Origin of the sequence: Pseudomonas sp. rhizo25, assembly GCF_031931935.1 — a bacterium.
Lineage (GTDB): Bacteria > Pseudomonadota > Gammaproteobacteria > Pseudomonadales > Pseudomonadaceae > Aquipseudomonas > Aquipseudomonas synxantha.
This window is the reverse complement of sequence record NZ_JAUJXA010000007.1, coordinates 132689-156727: the sequence shown is the minus strand read 5'-3', so window position 1 is coordinate 156727 and position 24039 is coordinate 132689. Positions and strand designations below refer to the sequence as shown.

Genomic DNA, 24039 nt, shown 5'->3' with positions numbered 1-24039 from the left:
AAGCACGGCGAATATGGCCCAAACGCCATAGAGGGAGAACGCCATGAGCCGAGCTTTTGTAAATGAAGACAATGCTGCCGCCCAGGCCGATCAGCCGGTGGAGCGTCAGGTCAGCGAACAGCCCAACCGCCTGACCGCGCAAGGGTTGGCGCAGTTGCAAGCCAAGGTTGCGCAATTGCAGCTTGAGTACAGCGCCGAGTCCGCCAAGGGTGAGCAGGCCGATAAGCAGCGCCAGGCGGATCTTGAGCGGGACCTGCGTTATTTCAACCAGCGAGTGCAAAGCGCCCAGGTTGTGCCGCCTGCCTCGTCCACCGACAAGGTGCAGATCGGCAGCTGGGTCACGTTCGCCAACGAGCAGGACGAGCAGCAGCGCATCCAGTTGGTCGGTGAAGACCAGGCCGACGCCAACGCCGGACTGATCAACTGGGGCTCGCCCCTTGGCCGCGCCCTGCTGAGTGCCCAGGTGGGTGACGAGGTGCTGTGGAAGCGCCCCGTCGGCGATCAGTTGATCGAAGTGTTAAGCATCGAACCTGAGGTTTAAACGATGCCCTGAGCCAGCATCGCGTCAGCCACTTTTACGAAACCTGCAATGTTGGCGCCCTTGACGTAGTTGACCCGGCCGTTTTCCTCACCGTAGTGCACGCAGGCATGGTGGATCGATTGCATGATGTTGTGCAGCTTGCTGTCCACTTCCCCTGCGGTCCACAGCAGGCGCATAGCGTTCTGCGACATTTCCAGGCCACTAACGGCCACGCCGCCGGCATTGGATGCCTTGCCCGGCGCGAACAGAATGCCCGCGTCGATAAAGATATCCACAGCCTCAAGGGTGGTCGGCATGTTGGCGCCTTCGGCCACGCAAATACAGCCGTTGTGCAGCAGGGTGCGGGCGGCGTCGGCGTCGAGTTCGTTCTGGGTCGCGCATGGCAGGGCGATATCGCAGGCCAGCTCCCAAGGCGTCTTGCCTTTACGGAACTCCAGGCCGAAGCGTTCGGCCAACTCACTGATGCGCCCGCGCTGCACGTTTTTCAGCTCCAGCAGGGCTGACCATTGCGCCTCGGTCAAACCACTCTCGGCGTACAAGGTGCCTTCGGAGTCCGACAGGGAAATCACCTTGCCGCCCAGGTCCATCACCTTGCGCGCCGCGTATTGCGCCACGTTGCCGGAACCGGACACCGCCACGCGCTTGCCTTCAACGCGCTGGCCTTGGCGCTTGAGCATTTCCTCGGCGAAATAGACGCAGCCGAAACCGGTAGCTTCCGGGCGGATCAGGCTGCCGCCATAGGTCATGCCTTTGCCGGTGAGCACTGAGGTGAATTGGTTGCTGAGGCGTTTGTACTGGCCAAACAGGAAGCCGATTTCCCGTGCGCCCACGCCGATATCACCGGCCGGTACGTCCACGTCCGCACCAATGTGGCGGTACAACTCGCTCATGAACGCCTGGCAGAAGCGCATCACTTCGGCGTCGCTCTTGCCCTTGGGGTCGAAGTCCGAGCCGCCTTTGCCGCCGCCCATGGGCAACGAGGTCAGGGAGTTCTTGAAGGTCTGCTCGAAGGCGAGGAATTTCAGCACACCCAGGTTCACTGACGGGTGGAAGCGCAGGCCACCTTTATAGGGGCCGATGGCGCTGTTCATCTGGATCCGAAAGCCGCGATTGACCTGGACCTTGCCATGATCATCCACCCACGACACCCGGAAGGTAATAGTGCGTTCCGGTTCGCAAATGCGCTCCAGGATGCCCGAGGTCAGGTAATGGGGGTTGGCTTCAAGAAAAGGCCACAGGCTGCGCAGGACTTCTTCTACGGCCTGGTGGAATTCCGGTTGGTCCGGGTCGCGTTTCTTGAGGCGGGCCAGGAAGGATTCGACGGATTCGATCATGAAAAGTCTCGGCAAATTGATTGTTGTTAAACAGAGATTGAGCCGGACTTTATCAATTCGTTTCGCACCGTGACAGGGCAAAATGTCGCCTTTGTGAAATTAAATGGTGCATTGGATATAACTGTATCCAGTTTTACCGAGCTTTATGCACTTAAAAGAGGATTTCAAATCAAGGGAGTGCACCAGCAGGTAAACCGCTATCGGGGGCAAGCCCCTCCCACATTCGACCGCATTAAAAACACAAAAAACGGAGCCCGAAGGCTCCGTTTTTTTTCAAACCAACCTGAATCAGGCCAGTTTCTTGTGACGCACACGGTGCGGCTGGGCAGCCGCTTCGCCCAGGCGCTTTTTACGGTCTGCTTCGTACTCGGTGTAGTTACCTTCGAAGAACACCGCTTGAGAGTCGTCTTCGTACGCCAGGATGTGGGTCGCGACGCGGTCAAGGAACCACCGATCGTGAGAGATCACAATGGCGGCGCCCGGGAAGTCCAGCAGGGCTTCTTCCAGGGAACGCAGGGTTTCCACGTCGAGGTCGTTGGACGGTTCGTCGAGCAGCAACACGTTGCCGCCCTCTTTCAGGGTCAGGGCCAGGTGCAAGCGACCACGCTCACCACCGGACAAGTCCTTGACGAACTTCTGCTGGTCGCCGCCCTTGAAGTTGAAACGGCCGACATAGGTGCGCGACGGAATTTCATAGTTGCCGATACGGATCTGGTCGGAACCGTCAGAAATCTGCTGGAACACCGTCTTGCTGCCGTCGAGGTCTTCGCGGCTCTGGTCCACGCATGCCAGCTGCACGGTGTCGCCGATCTCGATGCTGCCGGAGTCCGGGGTTTCCTTGCCCATCAGCATACGGAACAGCGTGGATTTACCCGCGCCGTTACCACCAATGACGCCGACGATCGCGCCTTTTGGCATGGAGAACGACAGGTTGTCGATCAGCACGCGGTCGCCATAGCCTTTGCAGACGTTCTTGAACTCGATGACCTTGTCACCCAGGCGCGGGCCGGCCGGGATGTAGATTTCGTTGGTTTCGCTGCGCTTCTGGAATTCCTGCGACTGCATTTCTTCAAAGCGTTGCAGGCGTGCCTTGGATTTGGACTGGCGGGCCTTGGCGCCTTTGCGCACCCACTCCAGTTCTTCCTTCATGGCTTTTTCGTGGGCCGATTGCTGCTTGGATTCGGCAGCCAGACGGTCGGACTTGGCTTCCAGCCAACCGGAGTAGTTGCCCTCGTAAGGGATACCGGCGCCGCGGTCGAGCTCGAGGATCCAGCCGGCAACGTTGTCCAGGAAGTAGCGGTCGTGCGTGATCGCAACCACGGTGCCCGGGAAATCGTGCAGGAAGTGCTCCAGCCAGGCGACGGAATCGGCATCCAGGTGGTTGGTCGGTTCGTCAAGCAGCAGCATGTCGGGCGCCGACAGCAGCAGGCGGCACAGGGCCACGCGACGCTTCTCACCACCGGACAGGTGCTCGACCTTGGCGTCCCACGCCGGCAGGCGCAGCGCATCGGCGGCGACTTCCAGCTGGCGCTCCAGGTTGTGACCGTCGCCGGCCTGCAGGATCGCTTCGAGCTTGGCCTGTTCGGCGGCCAGCTTGTCGAAGTCGGCATCCGGTTCGGCGTAGGCGGCGTAGACCTCGTCCAGGCGTGCCTGGGCGTCCTTGATCACGCTGACGGCCTCTTCGACCACTTCGCGCACGGTCTTGGTCGGGTCCAGGATCGGCTCTTGCGGCAGGTAGCCGATGTTGAGGTCCGGCATCGGACGGGCTTCGCCCTCGAACTCGGTGTCGACGCCAGCCATGATTTTCAGCAGCGTGGACTTACCCGAACCGTTGAGGCCGAGCACGCCGATCTTGGCGCCGGGGAAGAAGGACAATGAAATGTTTTTCAGGATTTCCCGCTTCGGCGGAACAACTTTTCCCAGCCGATGCATGGTGAAGACGTATTGAGCCATGGTGAACCTAGCGTCAGTGACTGATGAATTAAGCGGGCGAAGCCCGTGCCAGGCCATGCGCCGCGCGGGCCGTTGACGGTGATCAATGCCTGCGTGGGGAAGAGCCTGAGTGTCTGGGGCTGGAACGCCCCCGCGTAACCGGCAAAGCTACCTGAATGCGCTGGGGCAGTCCAGCCAGGCAGGACTGGCACTTTGCCACAACTCAAGGCATGCTAGCCGCCCTCCGGGCGTCCGGCTTATAGTGCACGTCGCGCGCCAGTCCAGCCAACCGCAGGATCACAGCTTGTCCAAAGTCACGCCGCCAACTCCCTTGCGCGCCGCTCATATTGCGCCGGGAGCGCCCCTGCACGGCACCTTGAAGGGCGCATTGGCGACGCTTGTCCTGCTGCTGCTCGCGTTATTGTTCTGGCAACTGCTCGACCAGTTGCAGCAAAACCAGAAAAACCAGCAGCAATACACCATCGACTACAGTGCCGACCTGGCCGAGCAAATCAGCCAGAGCATGGCCCTGAGCGCGCAGATCGCCCTGAACCTGCTGCCCATCGTCGAACCGCCGCGCAATGCCGAACAGCAGCAGGCCTTGATGCGCACCTTGCAGCGCTCGTTACCAGAACTGCGCAGCTTCGCCCTGCTGGCGCCCAGCGGCGCGCTGATCAGCGACACCGACCACGACAGCCGCGACAGCGCCTGGCTTGAAGAGCTGGTCAAGCGCAGCCACTCCCAGTCCTTTTACCTGAGCAACGACAACGACGGCACCGTCATCTATCTGTTGCTGCACCAGCCCAGCGGTGGCTCCAAGGTGTACTGGGCATTACGCCTGGCACCCAGCTACCTGGCCGGCCTCACACGCCAGGATGTCCAGGGCCAGCGCCCGATGTGGGCGATCGAGAACCGCCTGAACCACCGCGTGGTCAGCCGGGACAGCGGCATGCCGGCGCAGTGGGCCGGCGCCCTGACCCCGGAGGAGTTGAACAAAAGCGTGCTGGTCACGCCCTTGAGCAAAAGCGACTGGCAACTGCGCGGGCTGTTCGACCGCAGCGCAGTGCTTGAACAACTGCTGCCGGCGTTTATCGGCAAATGCCTGCTGGGGCTGGCGTTCTCGCTGATACCGGTGATCGTGCTGCTGAATATGCGTCGCCGCCAGCGCCAGGTGAACGAGGGCCGGCGGCGCTACCAGGACATTTTCGAAGGCACGGGCGTGGCCTTGTGCGTGCTTGACCTGTCGGGGCTCAAGACATTCTTCGACAAAACCAAAGTGCACAGCCGCGAGCAACTGCATGCCTGGTTGCAGGCCAACCCCAGCGAACGCCAGCAACTGCTCAAGGAACTGCGGGTCACCGAGGTCAACCAGGTGGCGGTACGCCTGTTGAACGTAAACTCATGTGAGCAAGCCTGGGAACGCCTGATCGATGATTGCCCACGCAACGCCACCGCCATCGGCTACCCGGTGCTGGAAGCGGTACTGGCCCAGCAGAAACAGCTGGAGCTGGAAATCCAGCTCAACGATGTAGCCGGCAACGAGCAATACCTGTGGCTGGTGATGCGCCTGCCGGAGCAACAGGACGACTTCAAGGCGGTGATCCTCAGCATCAGCGACATCACCAGCCGCAAGCTGATCGAGCTGTCACTGGTGGAACGCGAGAGCTTCTGGTCGGACGTGGTGCGCACCGTGCCTGACCACCTGTATGTGCAGGACGTGATCAGCCAGCGCATGATTTTCAGCAACCATCACCTGGGCCACACCCTCGGCTACAACAAGGCCGAACTGCAGCAAATGGGCGAGTACTTCTGGGAAATCCTGCTGCATCCCGAAGACGCCGAGCATTACCACGACTTGCGCCAACAGCAGCGCCGGGTCGGCTATACAACGCAACTGCACTGCCAGCTGCGTTTTCGCCACCGCAATAACCAATGGCGCCGCTTCGATATCCGCGAACAAGCCCTGGCCCGGGACACGTCCGCGGTGGTCACGCGGATCATCGGCGTGGCCAAGGACATTACCGACCAGATCGAGGCCAGCGAATCCCTGCGCGACAGTGAACAGCGCTACCGCATGCTGGCCGAAAGCATCAGCGACGTAATCTGCTCCACCGACAGCCAACTGGCCCTCAACTACGTCAGCCCATCGGTCAACGCCGTGCTCGGCTATGACGTGGACTGGGTGTTCAAGAATGGCTGGCAGTCGATCATCGCCAACCCACAACAGCTGACCGGCATCTATAGCCTGATGGAACAGGTCAGCCGCGCTCTGGGCAACCCAGAGGCCTTGAACACGCTGCGCGATGATGTTCAGACCCAGTTGTTCCTGTTTGACTGCCTGCGCGCCGATGGGCGCAAGGTGCCGATCGAACTGCGCCTGGTACTGGTATGGGATGAACACGGGGCGTTTGAAGGCATCCTCGGCGTGGGCCGCGATATCAGCCAGCAACGCCGCGCCGAGAAAGACCTGCGCATGGCGGCCACGGTTTTCGAGCATTCCACCTCGGCCATTCTGATCACCGATCCGGCGGGCTACATTGTGCAGGCCAACGAGGCGTTCAGCCGGGTCAGCGGCTATGCCGTAAGCGATGTGCTCGACCAACTGCCGAACATGCTCACGGTCGACGAGCAGCAGGAAGCCCACTTGCGCTATGTGCTCAAGCAACTGCACCAGCACAGCACCTGGGAAGGCGAGGTGTGGCTCAAGCGGCGCAATGGCGAGCATTACCCGGCCTGGGTCGGTATTACAGCGGTGTTCGACGATGAAGGCGATCTGGCCAGCTACGTCTGCTTCTTCAGCGACATCAGCGAGCGCAAAGCCAGCGAACAACGCATCCACCGCCTGGCCTACTACGACGCCCTGACCCACCTACCCAACCGCACACTGTTCCAGGACCGCCTGCACACTGCGTTGCAGTCGGCCGAGCGGCAGAAGTCGTGGGTGGTACTGATGTTCCTCGACCTAGACCGTTTCAAGCCGATCAACGACTCCCTCGGCCATGCCGCCGGCGACCGCATGCTCAAGGAAATGGCCACGCGCCTGCTCGGCTGCGTGGCCGAGGACGACACCGTGGCGCGCATGGGCGGCGACGAGTTCACCTTGCTCCTGCAACCGCGGGTCAGCCGCGACATGGCGTTGAACCGCGCGATTCATGTGGCCGAGCAGATTCTCGCCAGCCTGGTGAAGCCGTTTGTACTGGAAGGCCGCGAGTTCTTCGTCACCGCCAGTATCGGCATCGCCCTCAGCCCGCAAGACGGCAACGAGCTGAGCCAACTGATGAAAAACGCCGATACCGCGATGTATCACGCCAAGGAACGCGGCAAGAACAACTTCCAGTTCTACCAGGCCGACATGAACGCCAGCGCCCTGGAGCGCCTGGAGCTGGAAAGCGACCTGCGCCACGCCCTGGACCAGAACGAATTCGTGCTCTATTACCAGCCGCAGTTCAGCGGCGACGGCAAACGCCTGACCGGCGCCGAAGCCCTGCTGCGCTGGCGCCATCCGCGTCGCGGCTTGGTGCCGCCGGGTGATTTCATTCCTGTGCTGGAGGAGTTGGGCCTGGTGGTGGACGTGGGCGACTGGGTGATCAGCGAAGCCTGTCGCCAGCTCAAGACCTGGCACCAGAACAAGGTGCGGGTGCCGAAAGTCTCGGTGAACATCTCGGCGCGGCAGTTCTCCGATGGCCAATTGGGCACGCGCATCGCCACCATTCTCAAGGACACCGGCTTGCCGCCGGCGTGCCTGGAGCTGGAACTGACCGAAAGCATCCTGATGCGCGAAGTCAACGAAGCCATGCAGATCCTTGCCAGCCTCAAGAACCTGGGCCTGAGCATCGCGGTGGATGACTTCGGCACCGGCTATTCATCACTCAACTACCTCAAGCAGTTCCCCATCGACGTGTTGAAGATCGACCGTACGTTCGTCGATGGCCTGCCCTCGGGTGAGCAGGACGCGCAGATTGCCCGGGCGATCATTGCCATGGCCCACAGCCTGAACCTGGCGGTGATTGCCGAAGGTGTGGAAACCCATGAGCAGCTGGATTTTCTGCGCGAACATGGTTGTGATGAGGTACAGGGTTACCTGTTCGGGCGACCGATGCCGGCGAATCGGTTCGAGGCGCAGTTCAGCAATGATGCGCTGTTCATGTTCGACTGAGCTGCTGTTGTGAGGCTAATGGCCCCATCGGGAGCAAGCCCCCTCCCACATTTTGAACTGTGAATACCTTCAAATGTGGGAGGGGGCTTGCTCCCGATGGGGCCAGCACAGTCACCACTCATCTCCAGATGAGCCCCACTTGTCCGCGACATGATGTCCTTTCATATGCCATCCAAAACCCATTGGGTTAGAATGCCCTCCTTTTCTGCCCCCGATCCTTGAGGACCGCCATGTTCAGCCGTGATTTGACTATTGCCAAGTACGACGCCGATCTCTTCGCCGCCATGGAGCAAGAAGCCGTGCGCCAGGAAGAGCACATTGAGCTGATCGCTTCGGAAAACTACACCAGCCCTGCGGTGATGGAGGCTCAAGGTTCGGTTCTGACCAACAAGTACGCCGAAGGCTACCCAGGCAAGCGCTACTACGGTGGTTGCGAGTACGTCGACGTGGTTGAGCAGCTGGCTATCGACCGTGCCAAGCAACTGTTCGGCGCCGATTACGCCAACGTCCAGCCGCATGCCGGCTCCCAAGCCAACAGCGCGGTGTACCTGGCCCTGCTGCAAGGCGGCGACACCATCCTGGGCATGAGCCTGGCCCACGGCGGCCACCTGACCCACGGTGCCAGCGTTTCCTCCTCCGGCAAGCTGTACAACGCCGTCCAGTACGGGATCAATGCCGACGGCCTGATCGACTACGACGAAGTCGAGCGCCTGGCGGTCGAGCACAAGCCGAAAATGATCGTGGCCGGTTTCTCTGCCTACTCGCAGGTCCTGGATTTCCCACGTTTCCGTGAAATCGCCGACAAGGTCGGTGCCTACCTGTTCGTCGACATGGCCCACGTGGCCGGTCTGGTAGCAGCGGGCGTGTACCCGAACCCGGTGCCTTACGCTGACGTGGTGACCACCACTACCCACAAGACCCTGCGCGGTCCACGTGGCGGCCTGATCCTGGCTCGCGCCAACGCCGAGATCGAGAAGAAGCTCAACTCCGCGGTATTCCCGGGCGCCCAGGGTGGCCCGCTGGAGCACGTGATTGCCGCCAAGGCGATCTGCTTCAAGGAAGCACTGCAGCCTGAGTTCAAGACCTACCAGCAACAAGTGGTGAAGAACGCCCAGGCCATGGCCGCTGTGTTCATCGAGCGCGGTTTTGACGTGGTGTCCGGCGGTACTGAAAACCACCTGTTCCTGCTGTCGCTGATCAAGCAGGACATTTCCGGTAAAGATGCTGACGCTGCCCTGGGCAAAGCCTTCATCACCGTAAACAAGAACTCCGTACCGAACGACCCACGTTCGCCGTTCGTCACCTCCGGCCTGCGCTTCGGCACCCCGGCAGTGACCACTCGCGGTTTCAAGGAAGCCGAGTGCAAGGAACTGGCCGGCTGGATCTGCGACATCCTGGCAGACCTGAACAACGAAGCCGTGATCGACGCGGTACGTGAGAAGGTCAAGGCCATCTGCAAGAAGCTGCCGGTATACGGCGCGTAATACAAAGAAGCCCACTGTAGGAGCGAGCTTGCTCGCGAAAAACGTCAACGATAACGCGTGCATCTTGGGTGCACGCGTTGCCTGTGAGTTCTTCGCGAGCAAGCTCGCTCCTACAGGTGGGCTTTTTTATGCCTGATAGACCCGCTCAAAACCCTCGCGGATTTTGTCTTCGGGTAATTCATCGGCAATAAACACAATCACACTCTCCCGCGCCTCGCCCTCGGCCCATTCGGTATCCCAGTCGAAACCATAGAGTTTCAGCACGCCCTGAAACACCATGCGCCGATCTTCCCCGGCAATATTCAGCACGCCCTTGTAGCGCAGCAGTTGCTTGCCGTGGTCTTCCAGCAACTCGTTCATGAACTCGCTGAGACGGTCGATATCCAGCGGCTGCTCGGTGCGCAGCACCAGGCTGGAAATACGGTCAACCGACGGCGCAGCGCTGACTGGGCGCAGACTCATGCCGGCATTGAGGTTGAAGCCGCGCACATCCAGCAACTCGGCCAAGTCAATCTGGCCGTGATCGACCACACGAATTGGCGCACGGCGATTGATACGGGTCAGGCGCTGGCTCAGGGCGTCGAATGTGGCGTCGTCCACCAGGTCGCGTTTGCTCACCAGCAGGCGGTCGGCAAAGCCGATCTGGGCCTGGGCGATGGTTTGGGTCAGGTGATGCTCGGCGTGGGCCGCGTCCACCAGGGTGATGATGCCGTCGAGAATGTAGCGCTCACGCAGTTCTTCGTCGATGAAAAACGTCTGGGCGACAGGGGCTGGATCCGCCAGGCCCGTACACTCGATCACCAACCGGTCGAAAGCGATTTCGCCACTGTCCAGGCGCTCGAGCAGCAGGTACAGGGCCTTGGTCAGGTCGGTGTGGATGGTGCAGCACACGCAGCCGTTGGACAGGGTCATGACTTGTACCGGCTCTGCGCCCAAGAGCTGGGTGTCGATGCCGGCGTCGCTGAATTCGTTTTCGATCACGGCGATTTTCAAGCCGTGCTCGGCCTTGAGCAGATGGCGCAGCAAGGTGGTCTTGCCGGCACCGAGGAAGCCGCTGAGGATGGTGACAGGGATGGGAGAGGACAAAAAAATCTCCTTATAACTGAAGGAACACAAAACAAATGTGGGAGGGGGCTTGCCCCCGATATCGGTGTGTCAGGCACTTATAGGTCACTGACACAAAGCTATCGGGGGCAAGCCCCCTCCCACAGTAGATCCACTGCCAGCCCGAATTAACGGGTCAGCAGCACTTGGGCCCACCCTTGCCGCCGTAACGGGCCTCCTGGCGTTCCCGGAAGAACGCCTTGTAGTCCATCACCGGCTTGTCCGGGTGCTTGGTTTGCATATGCTCGACGTAAGTGTCGTAGTCGGGCATGCCGACCATCAGGCGTGCGGCCTGACCGAGGTATTTACCGAGGCGACTGATGTCATTGAACATGTTTGCAATCCTCGTTTACGCGTCCGGTACAGCCTGGAACGGGGCTTCTTTATCCGTACGCTCTTTGTTGCCCCAGGCGGCGACGCCAACCTTGAGCGCATAGAACAGGATGCTGAACACCACGAACAAAAACAGCGCCGTCAGCGTTGCGTTGGTATAGGCGTTCCAGATCACGTGCTGCATCTGGTCGATGTTCTTGGCCGGGGCCAGGATCTGGCCATTAGCCAAGGCATCGCTGTATTTCTTGGCAAGCGACAGGAAGCCAATCGCCGGGTTGGCGTCGAACAGCTTGATGAAGCCTGCGGTGGTGGTGCAGATCAGCAGCCAGACCGCCGGCAGCATGGTTACCCAGATGTAGCGCTGGCGCTTCATCTTGATCAGCACAACGGTGGCCAGCATCAGCGCGATACCCGCCAGCATCTGGTTGGAGATACCGAACAGCGGCCACAAGGTGTTGATGCCACCCAGCGGGTCGATCACGCCTTGGTACAGCAGGTATCCCCACATCGCCACGCAGCCTGCGGTAGCAATCAGATTGGCAGTCCACGACTCGGTGCGTTTCAGCGCCGGCACGAAGGAGCCCAGCAGGTCCTGCAGCATGAAGCGACCGGCACGGGTACCGGCATCGACGGCCGTGAGGATGAAGAGCGCTTCGAACAGGATCGCAAAGTGGTACCAGAACGCCATGGTGTTTTCACCCGGCAGTACACTGTGCAGGATCTGCGCGATCCCCACCGCCAATGTCGGCGCACCACCGGCACGGGCCAGGATGGTGGTTTCACCGATATCGTGGGCGACGGCTGACAGCGCCTCAGGGGTAATTGCAAAGCCCCAGCTGCTAACGGTTTGCGCCACGGTGACCACGTCGGTGCCGACGATTGCAGCCGGGCTGTTCATGGCGAAGTACACGCCTGGCTCAATCACCGAAGCGGCAACCATCGCCATGATGGCTACGAACGATTCCATCAGCATGCCGCCGTAGCCGATGTAACGGGCGTGGCTTTCACTGGCCAGCAACTTGGGCGTTGTACCCGAGGAGATCAGCGCATGGAAACCCGAGACCGCGCCACAGGCAATGGTGATGAACAGGAACGGGAACAGGCCGCCCTTCCACACCGGACCGGTGCCGTCGATGAACTGGGTCAGTGCCGGCATTTTCAGGTCAGGCATGGTGACCAGGATGCCAATCGCCAGGGCGATGATGGTGCCGATTTTCAGGAAGGTCGACAGGTAGTCACGGGGCGCCAGGATCAGCCAGACCGGCAGCACGGCAGCCACGAAGCCGTAGCCAATCAGCATCCAGGTGATCTGGATCCCGGTGAAGGTAAAGGCCTTGGCCCAGTACGGGTCGGCGGCAATCTGCCCGCCCAGCCAGATCGAACCGAGCAGCAACAGCACGCCGATGATCGAAATTTCACCGATGCGGCCCGGGCGGATGTAGCGCATGTAGATGCCCATGAACATCGCAATCGGGATGGTCGCCATCACCGTGAAGATGCCCCACGGGCTCTCGGCCAGGGCCTTGACCACGATCAGCGCCAGCACCGCGAGGATGATGATCATGATCAGGAAGCAGCCGAACAGCGCGATAGTCCCGGGAATGCGGCCCATCTCTTCGCGGACCATGTCGCCCAGGGAGCGACCGTTGCGGCGGGTGGACAGGAACAGGATCATGAAGTCCTGCACCGCACCGGCCAGTACCACCCCGGCAATCAGCCACAGGGTGCCGGGCAGGTAGCCCATTTGCGCCGCCAGTACCGGGCCTACCAAGGGCCCCGCGCCGGCAATCGCCGCAAAGTGGTGACCGAACAGGATATGTTTGTTGGTCGGCACATAGTCCAGACCATCGTTATTGACCACTGCGGGGGTGGCCCGCCGCGGATCGAGTTGCATCACGTTATTGGCGATGAACAGACTGTAGTAACGGTACGCAACCAGATAGATGGCCACGGCAGCGACCACGATCCACAAGGCGTTGATCGCCTCGCCGCGGCGCAAGGCCACTACGCCCAGGGCGCACGCTCCTACGATTGCCAGCACCAGCCAGGGTAAGTGGCGTAGCAGGCTATTATTATTTTTCATTTTTATATTCCAGCCAGGGTGGACAGAAAGGACAGCCATCCGGAGTTTAGCGCTACTGGCATCAAAGACCAGCCCCCTACGTTGGTCTAGAGCCTTGCCATGGCCAAAAAAAGTGGAAATAAACGCTGGAGGGTGGCGCAGGGCTACACTGCTCCTATCCAAAGAGGGCCTCACCATGATCGAGCAAGCGCCTGACCGCCGCAATTTTCGCCGGATAGCTTTTGACGCCAAGACCGAACTTCGGCAAAACGGATGGGAATTGCCGGTTAAGTTGGTAGATCTCTCGTTAAAGGGCCTGCTGATAGAGCGCCCCGAAGGCTGGAAGGGAAATAAAGCGCTGCCGTTCGACGTCGACATACGTCTGGATCCGAAGGCACATATCAAGATGCAGGTACGGTTGAGCCATGAAGATCCCGGGCAACTGGGCTTCGTGTGCCAATACATCGATCTGGATTCGATCAGCCATTTACGGCGGTTGGTTGAGTTGAATCTGGGGGATGAGGATGAGCTACACAGAGAGCTGGCGGCATTGCTGGAAATCTAGAAGCCAACAGAGCTCTGAATGTGGGAGGGGGCAAGCCCCCTCCCACATTGGTTTTGCGGTGTCGCTGGCTACTCGAACAGTGCATCCAACGCCTGCTCCAGGCGTGTCACCCCAATCACCTGCAACCCCTGGGGCATTTCCTTCGGCGCATTACCCTTGGGCACGATCGCACGCTTGAAGCCATGCTTGGCTGCCTCCTTCAATCGCTCCTGCCCGCTGGGCACCGGGCGCACTTCACCCGACAAGCCCACTTCACCGAATACCAGCAGGTCATGAGGCAACGGCCGATTGCGCAGGCTGGACATCACCGCCGCCATCAGCGCCAGGTCGGAGGCGGTCTCCAACACCTTGACCCCGCCGACCACGTTGAGGAACACATCCTGGTCGTGGGTCGGGATACCGCCGTGGCGGTGCAATACCGCCAGCAACATCGCCAGGCGGTTCTGGTCCAGGCCGAGCGTGACCCTTCGCGGGTTGGCCAGATGGCTGTCATCCACCAGCGCCTGGACTTCCACCAGCATCGGCCGGGTGCCTTCCCACGTGGCCATCACCACACTGCCCGGGACTTCCTCTTGGGCGCGGGTCAGAAAAATCGCCGATGGATTGGAGACTTCTTTCAGCCCTCGGTCGGTCATGGCGAACACACCCAGCTCGTTCACCGCGCCAAAACGGTTCTTCACCGCCCGCAGCAAGCGCAGGCGACCATCGGATTCACCTTCGAAATACAGCACGGTGTCGACCATGTGCTCTAACACCCTTGGCCCGGCCAACGCGCCTTCCTTGGTCACATGCCCCACCAGGAAGATCGCCGTGCCACTCTGCTTGGCATAACGCACCAACAGCGCCGCACTTTCCCGTACCTGGGACACGCCACCCGGTGCCGATTGTAATTGCTCGGTAAAAATCGTCTGGATCGAGTCGATCACCATGACCTTGGGCTTTTCGATCCGCGCCGTGGCAATGATGCTTTCGATGCAGGTTTCGGTCATGACCCGCAGCTGGTCCTGGGGCAAGCCCAGGCGCCGGGCGCGCATGGCCACTTGTTGCTGGGACTCTTCGCCCGTGACATACAGCGCCGGCATGCGGCTGGCGATGCTGCACAGGGTCTGCAAGAGGATGGTCGACTTGCCGATGCCCGGGTCACCGCCGATCAGCACCACCGAACCGTCCACCAGGCCACCGCCGAGTACGCGATCCAGCTCACCGGAGGCGGTGGAGAAACGCGGGATCTCTTCGACACTGACCTCGGCCAGGGTCTTGATCTGGGCCTGTTGCCCGGTCCAGCCGGCGCGGCCAGTAGGCGCTGCCGCCCCGCCGCTCTCGATCATGGTTTCAGTCAGGGTGTTCCACGCACCACACTCGGAGCACTGGCCTGCCCATTTGGGAAAGGTCGCGCCGCACTCTGTGCAGCCGTACATGCGCTTGGCCTTTGCCATATGAGAACCTCCAACCGAAAAACCGCGATGATAGCTCAGCGCGACGCCGGGGTCCGGATTTCACCGTTAGCCAAACGTGAAGCGCTGTTGCCGATGGGGTCTTCGGCGTTCAAGTCGGCGCCTTTGGCTTGCAGTTCGCTCAGCAGCTCGACACGCTTGAAGAGCCCGGCGTACATAGCGGCAGTCTGCCCCGCGCCGTTGCGTTGATCGGGGTTGCAGTCGGCTGCCAGCAGACGCTGGGCAATTTTCAGCTCGCCTTTGAAGATGGCGCCCATCAACGCCGTGTTGCCGCGCTTGTCTTGCACACAGGCGTCGGCACCCGCGCCGAGCAAACGCTCTACATACGGGCCTTGGCCGTGATAAGCGGCGAGGATCAGCGCGGTGTAGCCTTTATCGTCCTGGGTGTTGAGGCCGTAGCCAGACTCGATGAAGGTGTTGAGCATGTCGAGGTCACCACGGCGGGCAGCATCGAAATAGTAATCCTGTAACTGCGCCTTGAGCGCCATCGGGTCGGGGGATTCGGCATGGGCGACGAAGGCCAGCATGGCCATCAGCAAACCGATAGAAATACGCATAGGGGTTTCTCCTGCAAAAGGTCAGCGCCCCATCAGGGCGCCGACCACAACCAACGGATCAGTCGGTCAGTTTTTCAGCCAGCGCCTTCACGCGAGCCAGGTCACCCTTGGCGACCTTGGTCACGCCGGTGCCGTATTCCGGATCAGCCTTGTAGAGAAACGACAGGATGATGTGCTTGCTCTCGTCATCGGTGGTGGCCAACGAGCCGCCGAAGTTATCGATCAAGTCCTGACGCTCTTTCTTGGAGTAGGAGCGGTACAGGTCACCGGCCTGCTTGAAGTTTTGCTCACGCTGGATCTTCGCCTGCTGGGTGTTGCCCGACAGCGCCGACTGGCTGTAGCGCGCGGTCTGCGGCTCTTCCCGTGGCAATAGGCGGCTTGGCTGGTAGTTCACGCCGGTGGTGGTCTTGCCGAAGTTCATCGCGCCGTCCTGGTTGCCGTTGTTGACGGTCACTCGTGGGGCGTTGATCGGCAATTGCAGGGCATTGGCGCCCAGGCGGTACATCTGCGTATCGGCGTAGGAAAATACCCGGCCTTGCAGCAGGCGATCTTCCGACGGTTCGATGCCCGGTACCAGGTTGGCCGGGGCCATGGCGACTTGCTCGGTTTCCTGGAAGACGTTGGCCGGGTTGCGGTTCAGCACCATTTGCCCGACTTTACGCTGCGGCACATCCGGCCAGATCTTGGTAGCGTCCAGTGGGTCGAAATCGAACTTGGCCAAGTCTTCGGGCTTAAGCACTTGCACATACAAGTCCCACTTAGGGAAGTCGCCTTTGTTAATGTGCGTTACCAAGTCATTGGTCATATGGCTGTAGTCACGACCCTGAACCTCGGTGACTTGCTTGGGATCAAGGTTCTTGATGCCTTGCAGGCTCTTCCAGTGGAACTTGACGTAGTGCACTTCGCCTTTGGCGTTAATCAACTTGTAGGCATGCACGCCATTGCCGTCCATTTCGCGGTAGCTGGCTGGCGTGCCGGAGTCCGAATACAACTCGGTCAGTGTACGAGTGGACTCTGGAACATGGGAGAAGAAGTCGAAACGGCGTGAATCATCATCCAGGTTAGTGCGGGGGTCCGGCTTGAAAGCGTGAACCATGTCCGGAAACTTAATGGCGTCACGGATAAAGAAAGTCGGGAAGTTATTGCCGACCAAGTCCCAGTTACCTTCGGCGGTATAGAACTTGGTGGCGAAGCCCCGTGGGTCGCGTAGGGTTTCCGGGGAATGGTTACCGTGGACCACCGCCGAAAAACGCACGAACACGGGGGTGGTTTCACCAGCAGCGAACACCTTGGCCTTGGTCAAGTCACTGAGGTTGTCGGTAACGGTAAACGAGCCATGGGCGCCAGTGCCGCGGGCGTGTACTACGCGCTCTGGGATGCGTTCGCGGTCGAAGCGTTGCAGCTTCTGGATCAGTTGCACGTCCTGCAGCAACACCGGGCCGTTGGCACCGGCGGTTTGCGAGTTCTGGTTATCACCCACGGCGGCGCCGTTATCGCGGGTCAGGTTGGCGGCTTGCACCGAGAGGGAAAGCAGGCTGGCGGTTACCAGTGCCAGCGCATGGCGCGCTGACACCGGCCTGCGGCTGAGTGAAGTGTTCATTGAGGTTTCCTCTGGTTTTTTAGTGCACATTCGATTGTGCTTGTCAGAGGCTAGTGACCTGGGAGTCAGAAGATAAATAGAAAAACACCACAGGCCCGATTAAGAAAATAATCTGGTAACTCGCTGAAATGACGGGTAATTCGCGCGCGACTGGTGGCACTTTGCAAACTATTTGCGATTTAATGTGTCGATTAAAATCGACAGTGTTAACAGTTGTGTCGAGCAAGCCTTGACCGACTGAATTACACTGACCTCCACCCTTTTCAACTGTAACAAGGAATAACCTATGGGCGTGATCAGTGAATTCAAGGCCTTCGCGGTCAAAGGTAATGTGGTCGACATGGCCGTCGGTATCATCATCGGCGCCGCTTTCGGCAAAATTGTTTCCTCGTTTGTAGGCGACGTGATCATGCCGCCTATCGGCCTTCTGATCGGGGGAGTGGACTTTGGCGACCTGGCAGTAACGCTCAAGGCCGCTCAAGGCGATGTACCCGCAGTGGTCCTGGCCTATGGCAAGTTCATCCAGAGCATCATCGACTTTGTGATCGTCGCGTTTGCGATCTTCATGGGTGTAAAGGCCATCAACCGCCTGAAGCGAGAAGAGGCCGTGGCTCCGAGCTTGCCGCCGACGCCGAGCAAGGAAGAAGTGCTGTTGGGTGAGATCCGCGATCTGCTCAAGGCACAGAATGACAAGCCGCTGTAACCAGCGGCTGCAGAAAGAAGGCGCCTCTTAGGGCGCCTTTTTTCTACCAGTAGTTTTCTACTGCAACCTGGCCCGGACGTCGACTCAGGCTCAATTGCATGTCCCGTTGCTTGAGCAACTGACGGGTGTCATCGACCATCTGCGGGTTGCCGCAAATCAATACGCGCGAGTGCTCCGCCGTCAGCTCGACGCCGGCTGTACGCTCCAACTCACCGTTCTCTATCAAGGCCGTAATGCGCCCGTTCAACGCACCCGGATGCTGCTCACGGGTAACGATGGGGATATAGGTGAGCTTGTGGGCGTACTCCGTAAGATACTCACGTGTCCCCAGCTCCTTAATCAGCGATTGGTAGGCCAGCTCCTTGGCCTCCCGTGCGCTGTATACGAGGATGATGCGCTCGAATTTCTCCCAGGCCTCGAAGTCCTGCAGGATCGACAGGAACGGTGCCACGCCAGTACCGGTACCCAGCAGCCACAGATCACGCCCATCCACGAAGCGGCTCAGGGTCAGGAAACCCGTGGCTTGGCGTTCCACCAGCAAGGTATCGCCCACCTGCAGGCGGCTCAGTTCACTGGTGAACTCGCCGCCTGGGACGACAATGGAAAAGAAATCGAGGTAATCGTCGAACGGCGACGACACCACGGAATAGGCGCGCCATACCGTGCTGCCGTCTGCCTTGGTTACGCCCAGGCGCACGAACTGGCCCGCGGTAAAACGAAAACCGGGGTCGCGAGTGGTGCGCAGGGTGAAGAGGCTGGGTGTCAGCGATTGCACGTCGAGCAAGGTCTGGCGGGTAAATTTCTCAGCACTGGCCGTCATGGGGGGCTCCGTTTTGCACAGGCGCCTAGTGTCCCTCAAAGCAGGCCGCGCAAACACCGTTGATTTGTACTGGCATTGCCAAGGGCGCCAACCCCTGGATCACCTGCCGAACAAAAGGACCTGTTGGCGGCACAAGCTCGGGGCCACTGAACGCAAACTAAATATTTCGCTATCAATCGAATGCCAAGCTACTACCGCCGAGCACATCGCATTAAAGGTGCCATCACTCTGGCAGCACTTATAACCCCTTAAATCAAATAAAAAAACCTGTCTGCGCCAGGGTTTTTATACAAAATAACCCCCCCTGTACAAAATCAAACAACCGTTAGATCCAACTGGATATAGCATCTTTTCACGCGCATCCGTAGGCAGTGTCCTACACTCATTTCCGTCAAGCACCGGGATCAGGACGTACTCAGGTAAAACTGCAAACCATGGAGATTCACTGATGGAAAACTGGCGCACTACTCGCCTCCCCAAACTGGAAGGGGAAAACGAGATCACTAGTGTCTTTGAGATGGTGCTCAACCATACCTATGAACTAGGCTTCCAGTACTGTTCATTCACGATGGGCTGTCAATCGCATAGCCCTCAAGCAAAACCCGTTCAGATGAATAACTACCCAAATGAATGGAGCAAGCTTTATCAACGAGCGCACTACTTCGACGTAGACCCGATTGTGGCCCACTGCAAGCGCTGCGTACTGCCTATCGTCTGGGAGGAAAAAGCGTTTGAAACCGCACCCGAGTTGTGGGCGATGGCCCAATCCTACGGCGTGCATCTGGCTTGGACACAACCGGTGCATGACTTCCAGGGCGTCTATAGCATGCTGACCTTGGGCCGCAGTACTGGCGAAATCACCCCGCAGGAATTATATGAAAAGGCAGGGCAGGCCTTGTGGCTATGTCATGCGCTACACGCGGTGGTAGCGCAAAAATATGCCGATAACTCCGACGTGCATTCTCCGAGCAAACTGACTCCACGGGAAACGGAAATCCTCAAATGGTCAGCCATGGGCAAGACTGCCTCGGATATCGCCACCATCCTCTGCCTGTCGGAGCGCACGGTAGGTTTTCATATCAGCAGTACGTTCAAGAAACTGGGGGTCAACAATAAGATTGCGGCCGTACTCAGTGCCTCCAAAGCGGGGCTGTTTTAACCGGCGCAAGAAACACTGCATGTCATCGGGTTCAAAAAAAAGTAACATTTGTGGTCAATTCTGAGTGTTGACGCAGCCCTTGCAGGTATTGCTTCGCGGTTCACTCAGACGGCCCGCCGATTACCCAGAGCCTCCCCTGCCATGCCCCTGCTCGACAGCCCCTTCGCCCAGCTCGATCTGATTCGCCAGCCAGAGCAGCATAATGATCCGCTGCAAGCCTTCGATGCCGCCGACGAGTACCTGCTGAGCTACCTTGCCGAACAACAGCCCCCTGCTGCCACCCGCGTGTTGATCCTCAATGACAGCTTCGGCGCCCTGGCAGCCAGCCTTGAGGGCCAGGTGCAGGTGACCTCCAGCGGTGACTCATTCCTCGCCGCACAGGGGCTGGAGAAAAACCTCGTGCGCAACGGCAAGGCCTTTGATGCAGTGAGGTATATGCCGGCCAGCCAGGTCGCGACCGGGCCGTTTGATCGCGTCTTGCTGCGTGTCCCGAAAACCCTGGCGCTGCTGGAGGAACAACTTATCCGCCTGCAGGGGCAACTGGCGCCTGGCGCCGAAGTGATCGCCGCTGCGATGGTCAAGCATCTGCCACGGGCGGCAGGCGAGTTGCTGGAGCGTTACATCGGGCCGATGCACGCCTCATTGGCGGTAAAAAAGGCACGGTTACTGATCGCCACTGCTGCCGAACGCCCCGTGGCGGTCTCTCCCTACCCGACCCGCTACACCCTGGAAGCACCGGCCATTGAGTTGCTCAACCACGCCAACGTGTTCTGCCGCGAAGGCCTGGACATCGGCACTCGCGCCTTCCTGCCACACCTGCCCAAAGACCTCGGCAGTGCCCGCGTGGCGGACCTGGGCTGCGGCAATGGCGTGCTGGCGATTGCCAGCGCCCTGCAAAACCCCGACGCTCACTACACCCTGGTAGATGAGTCCTACATGGCCGTGCAGTCCGCCGCTGAAAACTGGCAAGCCGCCCTAGGCGCGCGTGACGTGCAGGTGCGCGCCGACGATGGACTGGCCGGCCAGGAGCCACAATCGCTGGACGTGGTGCTGTGCAACCCACCGTTCCACCAGCAACAGGTTGTCGGTGACTTCCTCGCCTGGCGCATGTTCCAGCAGGCACGAGAAGCCCTGGTCGTCGGCGGCGCCCTGTATATCGTCGGTAACCGTCACCTGGGCTACCACAGCAAGCTGGCGCGTTTGTTCCGCGGTGTCGAGCAAGTGGCGGCCACGCCGAAGTTCGTGATTCTCAAGGCACGCAAATAAAAAAGCCCTGCCCTTCCAAAAAGAAAAGCAGGGCTTGCCCCTCAAGTCAGCAGGAAGCGGGCTGCAAAGCCCGGATGGGGATGTCAGTGGGTGGTCAGGCCGGCGGCATTCATGAACATGCGCATCAGGCTGGCCACAATGAACAGGGCCACCACGCTGGCGGTCCAGATCATCGCCAGCCAACCCAGGCGCCGCCACAACGGCTGCTTCTCGGCCTGTTCAATCTCGTGCAACGTAGGTTTGCCGGACATGTTTCGACCCTCCTAGTGATAGCCGTCTTCGTGGGTGACCTTGCCACGGAACACGTAGTAGCTCCAGAAGGTGTAGCCCAGGATGAACGGGATGATGAATAACGTTCCCACCAGCATGAAGCCCTGGCTTTGCGGCGGCGCGGCGGCATCCCAGATCGACACGGACGGCGGGATGATATTCGGCCACAGGCTGATACCCAGGCCGCTGTAGCCGAGGAAAATCAACACCAGCGTCAGCAGGAACGGCGTGTAGTGCGCATGGCGGGCCACGGCGCGAAACAACCCGTACATGGTCACCAGCACCAGGATCGGCACTGGCAGGAACCAGAACAGGTTCGGCAGGGTAAACCAGCGCGAGGCGATTTCCGGGTGGGTCAACGGCGTCCAGAGGCTGACGATACCGATCACCGCCAACACCACGAAAGCCAACGGCCGCGCCAGGTTATGCATCTGCTCCTGCAACTTGCCTTCGGTCTTCATGATCAGCCAGGTGCAGCCGAGCAAGGCATAGGCCACGATCAACGCCACACCGCAGAACATCGTGAAGGGTGTGAGCCAGTCCAGTGAGCCACCGGCAAACTGACGGTTGACCACCGGAATGCCGTCGATGAAGGCGCCCAGCGCCACGCCCTGAAAGAAGGTCGCCGCCAGCGAGCCGCCGATAAACGCCTTATCCCACAGATGGCGCTTGTGGTCCTTGGCCTTGAAGCGGAACTCGAAGGCCACGCCACGGAAGATCAACCCGATCAGCATCAGGATCAACGGCAGGTACAACGCCGACAACACCACCGAATACGCCAGCGGGAACGCGCCAAACAACGCCGCGCCGCCGAGTACCAACCATGTTTCGTTACCGTCCCAAACTGGGGCCACGGTGTTCATCATGACGTCGCGATCGACCTTGCCCGGGATAAACGGGAAAAGGATGCCGATACCCAGGTCGAAGCCGTCCATGACCACGTACATCATGATGCCGAAGATGATGATCACGGCCCAGATCAGCGGAAGATCAATACCCATCTCAATTCCCCTTGTGCTGGATGTGGTCGTGGTCGTTATCGCTGCCATCGTCGGCGGCAGACAACGGCCGCGCCGGGGTGCGTTTCTGCCCAGGTCCACCGTGGGTAGGCTCGGAACCTTCGTGAGTCTGAGGCCCTTTGCGCACCAGGCGCATCATGTAGCCCAAACCGGCCCCGAACAACGCGAAGTACACCACCACGAACAACACCAGGGTAATGGTCATTTGCGCCAGGCTATGCCCGGACGAAGCATCTGCCGTACGCATCAGCCCGTAGACCACCCAAGGCTGGCGACCGATTTCAGTGGTGAACCAGCCGGCGAGAATCGCAATCAGGCCGGATGGGCCCATCCACAACGCCAGGTACAGGAACGGCCTGGACGTGTACATCTTGTCGCCACGGCGCAGCCACAGGCTGAATAGACCGGTGAAGATCATCAGGAAGCCCAGGCCGACCATGACCCGGAACGACCAGAACACAATGGTCGAGTTGGGGCGGTCCTCAGGCGGGAACTCCTTGAGGGCCGGCACCTGCTTGTCCAGGGAGTGAGTCAGGATCAAGCTGCCCAGGTACGGGATCTCGACAGCGTATTTGGTTTTCTCGGCCTTCATGTCCGGCCAGCCGAACAGGATCAGTGGCGTCGGCTCGTTGCCGATGTTTTCCCAGTGGCCTTCAATCGCGGCGATTTTTGCCGGTTGATGCTTGAGAGTATTGAGGCCATGGAAGTCACCGATCACCGCCTGGATGGGCGCGACGATCAGGGCCATCCACATCGCCATCGACAGCATTTTTCGAATAGCTGGGTTGTCTTTGCCACGCAGCAAATGCCAGGCCGCCGAGGAGCCGACAAAGAATGCGGTCGCCACGAAGGCCGCCGTGGCCATGTGCGCCAGGCGATAGGGGAACGAAGGGTTGAAGACGACCGCGAACCAATCGGTAGGAATCACGCGACCGTCAATGATTTCAAAGCCCTGGGGCGTCTGCATCCAGCTGTTGGACGAGAGAATCCAGAAGGTGGAAATCAATGTACCGACGGCCACCATTACCGTGGAGAAAAAGTGCAGCTTGCGCCCCACCTTGTTCCAGCCGAACAGCATCACGCCGAGGAAGCCGGCCTCGAGGAAGAAGGCCGTGAGCACTTCATACGTCAGTAACGGCCCGGTGACGGCGCCGGCGAAGTCGGAGAAGCGACTCCAGTTGGTGCCGAACTGATAAGCCATGACCAGGCCCGAGACCACACCCATGCCGAAGTTGACCGCAAAGATCTTCGACCAGAAATGGTAGAGATCACGGTAGGTGTCGTTGTGGGTCTTGAGCCACAAGCCTTCCAGCACCGCAAGGTAACTGGCCAGGCCGATGGTGATCGCCGGGAACAGGATGTGAAACGAGATGGTGAACGCGAATTGAATTCGGGCGAGATCTAGCGCCTCCAAACCGAACATAAGTCTTCCTCTGTCAGGTAATACCGGCCGCTGGCTGGGAGCCTGCAACCACTGCCCCCACGGATATGGAGTGTGGCGAATTTCAATTCGTTTCTTTTTTTACCCATCTCGCGGGGAATCTGGTCTTGCGACCGCCAGAACAATCCCGGGGCAGGTTTTGATCTGGATCAAGCATTGCTCAAAAGAGTAGTCTCATTTTCGCGTTAGGACTGTGTGGTCTTTTGCCGCGTGACAGCTTGCCTCAGTCCTGTTCTCGC

General features: G+C 59.8%; 19 protein-coding genes. 7 read left to right on the top strand and 12 right to left on the bottom strand.

Annotated features, from left to right (window positions below; genetic code table 11):
- Positions 1 to 43: 43 nt before the first annotated feature.
- The gene (locus tag QZR30_RS17495) at positions 44 to 541 is read left to right on the top strand and encodes a GreA/GreB family elongation factor (protein ID WP_311903751.1); all 498 of its coding nucleotides are present in this window, start codon (positions 44 to 46) and stop codon (positions 539 to 541) included.
- Here the strand turns inward: QZR30_RS17495 and gdhA are convergent.
- Positions 538 to 1875 carry an NADP-specific glutamate dehydrogenase gene (gene gdhA, locus QZR30_RS17490; RefSeq protein ID WP_311903750.1) on the bottom strand — a complete coding sequence of 446 codons (1338 nt, stop codon included), beginning with the start codon at positions 1873 to 1875 and terminating at the stop codon, positions 538 to 540. The two genes, QZR30_RS17495 and gdhA, sit on opposite strands and share 4 nt — an antisense overlap.
- Positions 1876 to 2163: 288 nt before the next feature.
- Complete coding sequence (gene ettA / locus QZR30_RS17485; RefSeq protein WP_046069594.1) at positions 2164 to 3828, bottom strand: energy-dependent translational throttle protein EttA; 1665 nt, start codon at positions 3826 to 3828, stop codon at positions 2164 to 2166.
- A gap of 283 nt (positions 3829 to 4111) precedes the next feature.
- On the opposite strand from ettA, the gene QZR30_RS17480 reads away from it, so the two are divergent.
- Positions 4112 to 7963: a sensor domain-containing protein gene (locus QZR30_RS17480; RefSeq protein ID WP_046072571.1), complete on the top strand. Its 3852-nt coding sequence runs from the start codon at positions 4112 to 4114 to the stop codon at positions 7961 to 7963.
- 230 nt (positions 7964 to 8193) lie between these two features.
- The gene (glyA, locus tag QZR30_RS17475; RefSeq protein WP_311903749.1) at positions 8194 to 9447 is read left to right on the top strand and encodes a serine hydroxymethyltransferase; all 1254 of its coding nucleotides are present in this window, start codon (positions 8194 to 8196) and stop codon (positions 9445 to 9447) included.
- Positions 9448 to 9573: 126 nt separating this feature from the next.
- Here the strand turns inward: glyA and yjiA are convergent, their stop codons facing one another.
- The 3 genes from yjiA to QZR30_RS17460 form a co-directional block, all read right to left on the bottom strand.
- Entirely contained in the window at positions 9574 to 10533 is a 960-nt protein-coding gene (yjiA, locus tag QZR30_RS17470; RefSeq protein WP_059397690.1) for a GTPase, read from the bottom strand.
- Between the two features lie 154 nt (positions 10534 to 10687).
- Positions 10688 to 10885: a YbdD/YjiX family protein gene (locus tag QZR30_RS17465; RefSeq protein ID WP_003194308.1), complete on the bottom strand. Its 198-nt coding sequence runs from the start codon at positions 10883 to 10885 to the stop codon at positions 10688 to 10690.
- Between the two features lie 15 nt (positions 10886 to 10900).
- Positions 10901 to 12967, bottom strand: a complete 2067-nt coding sequence (locus QZR30_RS17460) for a carbon starvation CstA family protein (RefSeq protein ID WP_043048455.1) — start codon at positions 12965 to 12967, stop codon at positions 10901 to 10903.
- Positions 12968 to 13142: 175 nt separating this feature from the next.
- On the opposite strand from QZR30_RS17460, the gene QZR30_RS17455 reads away from it, so the two are divergent.
- Complete coding sequence (locus QZR30_RS17455) at positions 13143 to 13511, top strand: PilZ domain-containing protein (RefSeq protein WP_311903747.1); 369 nt, start codon at positions 13143 to 13145, stop codon at positions 13509 to 13511.
- A gap of 68 nt (positions 13512 to 13579) precedes the next feature.
- Here the strand turns inward: QZR30_RS17455 and radA are convergent, their stop codons facing one another.
- From radA to QZR30_RS17440, 3 genes are read right to left on the bottom strand one after another with little or no spacing between them, the layout of a single operon-like run.
- Positions 13580 to 14947 (bottom strand): DNA repair protein RadA, encoded by a 1368-nt coding sequence (radA, locus tag QZR30_RS17450; protein ID WP_046069598.1) that lies wholly within the window; start codon positions 14945 to 14947, stop codon positions 13580 to 13582.
- Between the two features lie 35 nt (positions 14948 to 14982).
- Positions 14983 to 15522: an ankyrin repeat domain-containing protein gene (locus QZR30_RS17445; RefSeq protein ID WP_046069599.1), complete on the bottom strand. Its 540-nt coding sequence runs from the start codon at positions 15520 to 15522 to the stop codon at positions 14983 to 14985.
- A gap of 58 nt (positions 15523 to 15580) precedes the next feature.
- Positions 15581 to 17122, bottom strand: a complete 1542-nt coding sequence (locus QZR30_RS17440; protein WP_059397688.1) for a catalase — start codon at positions 17120 to 17122, stop codon at positions 15581 to 15583.
- Between the two features lie 286 nt (positions 17123 to 17408).
- Between QZR30_RS17440 and mscL the strand changes: the two genes are divergently transcribed.
- Positions 17409 to 17825: a large-conductance mechanosensitive channel protein MscL gene (gene mscL / locus QZR30_RS17435; RefSeq protein WP_043048461.1), complete on the top strand. Its 417-nt coding sequence runs from the start codon at positions 17409 to 17411 to the stop codon at positions 17823 to 17825.
- 43 nt (positions 17826 to 17868) lie between these two features.
- Here the strand turns inward: mscL and QZR30_RS17430 are convergent, their stop codons facing one another.
- Positions 17869 to 18645: a ferredoxin--NADP reductase gene (locus tag QZR30_RS17430; RefSeq protein WP_046069601.1), complete on the bottom strand. Its 777-nt coding sequence runs from the start codon at positions 18643 to 18645 to the stop codon at positions 17869 to 17871.
- Positions 18646 to 19093: 448 nt separating this feature from the next.
- On the opposite strand from QZR30_RS17430, the gene QZR30_RS17425 reads away from it, so the two are divergent.
- The gene (locus QZR30_RS17425; RefSeq protein WP_046069602.1) at positions 19094 to 19804 is read left to right on the top strand and encodes a LuxR family transcriptional regulator; all 711 of its coding nucleotides are present in this window, start codon (positions 19094 to 19096) and stop codon (positions 19802 to 19804) included.
- A 141-nt stretch (positions 19805 to 19945) separates the two neighbouring features.
- Entirely contained in the window at positions 19946 to 21070 is a 1125-nt protein-coding gene (locus QZR30_RS17420; RefSeq protein ID WP_046069603.1) for a methyltransferase, read from the top strand.
- Positions 21071 to 21153: 83 nt separating this feature from the next.
- Here QZR30_RS17420 and QZR30_RS17415 read toward each other — a convergent pair whose 3' ends face one another.
- Genes QZR30_RS17415 through QZR30_RS17405 form a run of 3 tightly spaced genes read right to left on the bottom strand, consistent with a single transcriptional unit; the run spans position 21154 to position 23782 of the window.
- Positions 21154 to 21321 carry a DUF2474 domain-containing protein gene (locus tag QZR30_RS17415; protein WP_068965453.1) on the bottom strand — a complete coding sequence of 56 codons (168 nt, stop codon included), beginning with the start codon at positions 21319 to 21321 and terminating at the stop codon, positions 21154 to 21156.
- A 12-nt stretch (positions 21322 to 21333) separates the two neighbouring features.
- Positions 21334 to 22341, bottom strand: coding sequence for a cytochrome d ubiquinol oxidase subunit II (cydB, locus tag QZR30_RS17410; protein ID WP_046069604.1), 1008 nt, complete (start codon positions 22339 to 22341; stop codon positions 21334 to 21336).
- A gap of 1 nt (position 22342) precedes the next feature.
- Positions 22343 to 23782: a cytochrome ubiquinol oxidase subunit I gene (locus QZR30_RS17405; RefSeq protein WP_046069605.1), complete on the bottom strand. Its 1440-nt coding sequence runs from the start codon at positions 23780 to 23782 to the stop codon at positions 22343 to 22345.
- Positions 23783 to 24039 lie beyond the last annotated feature (257 nt).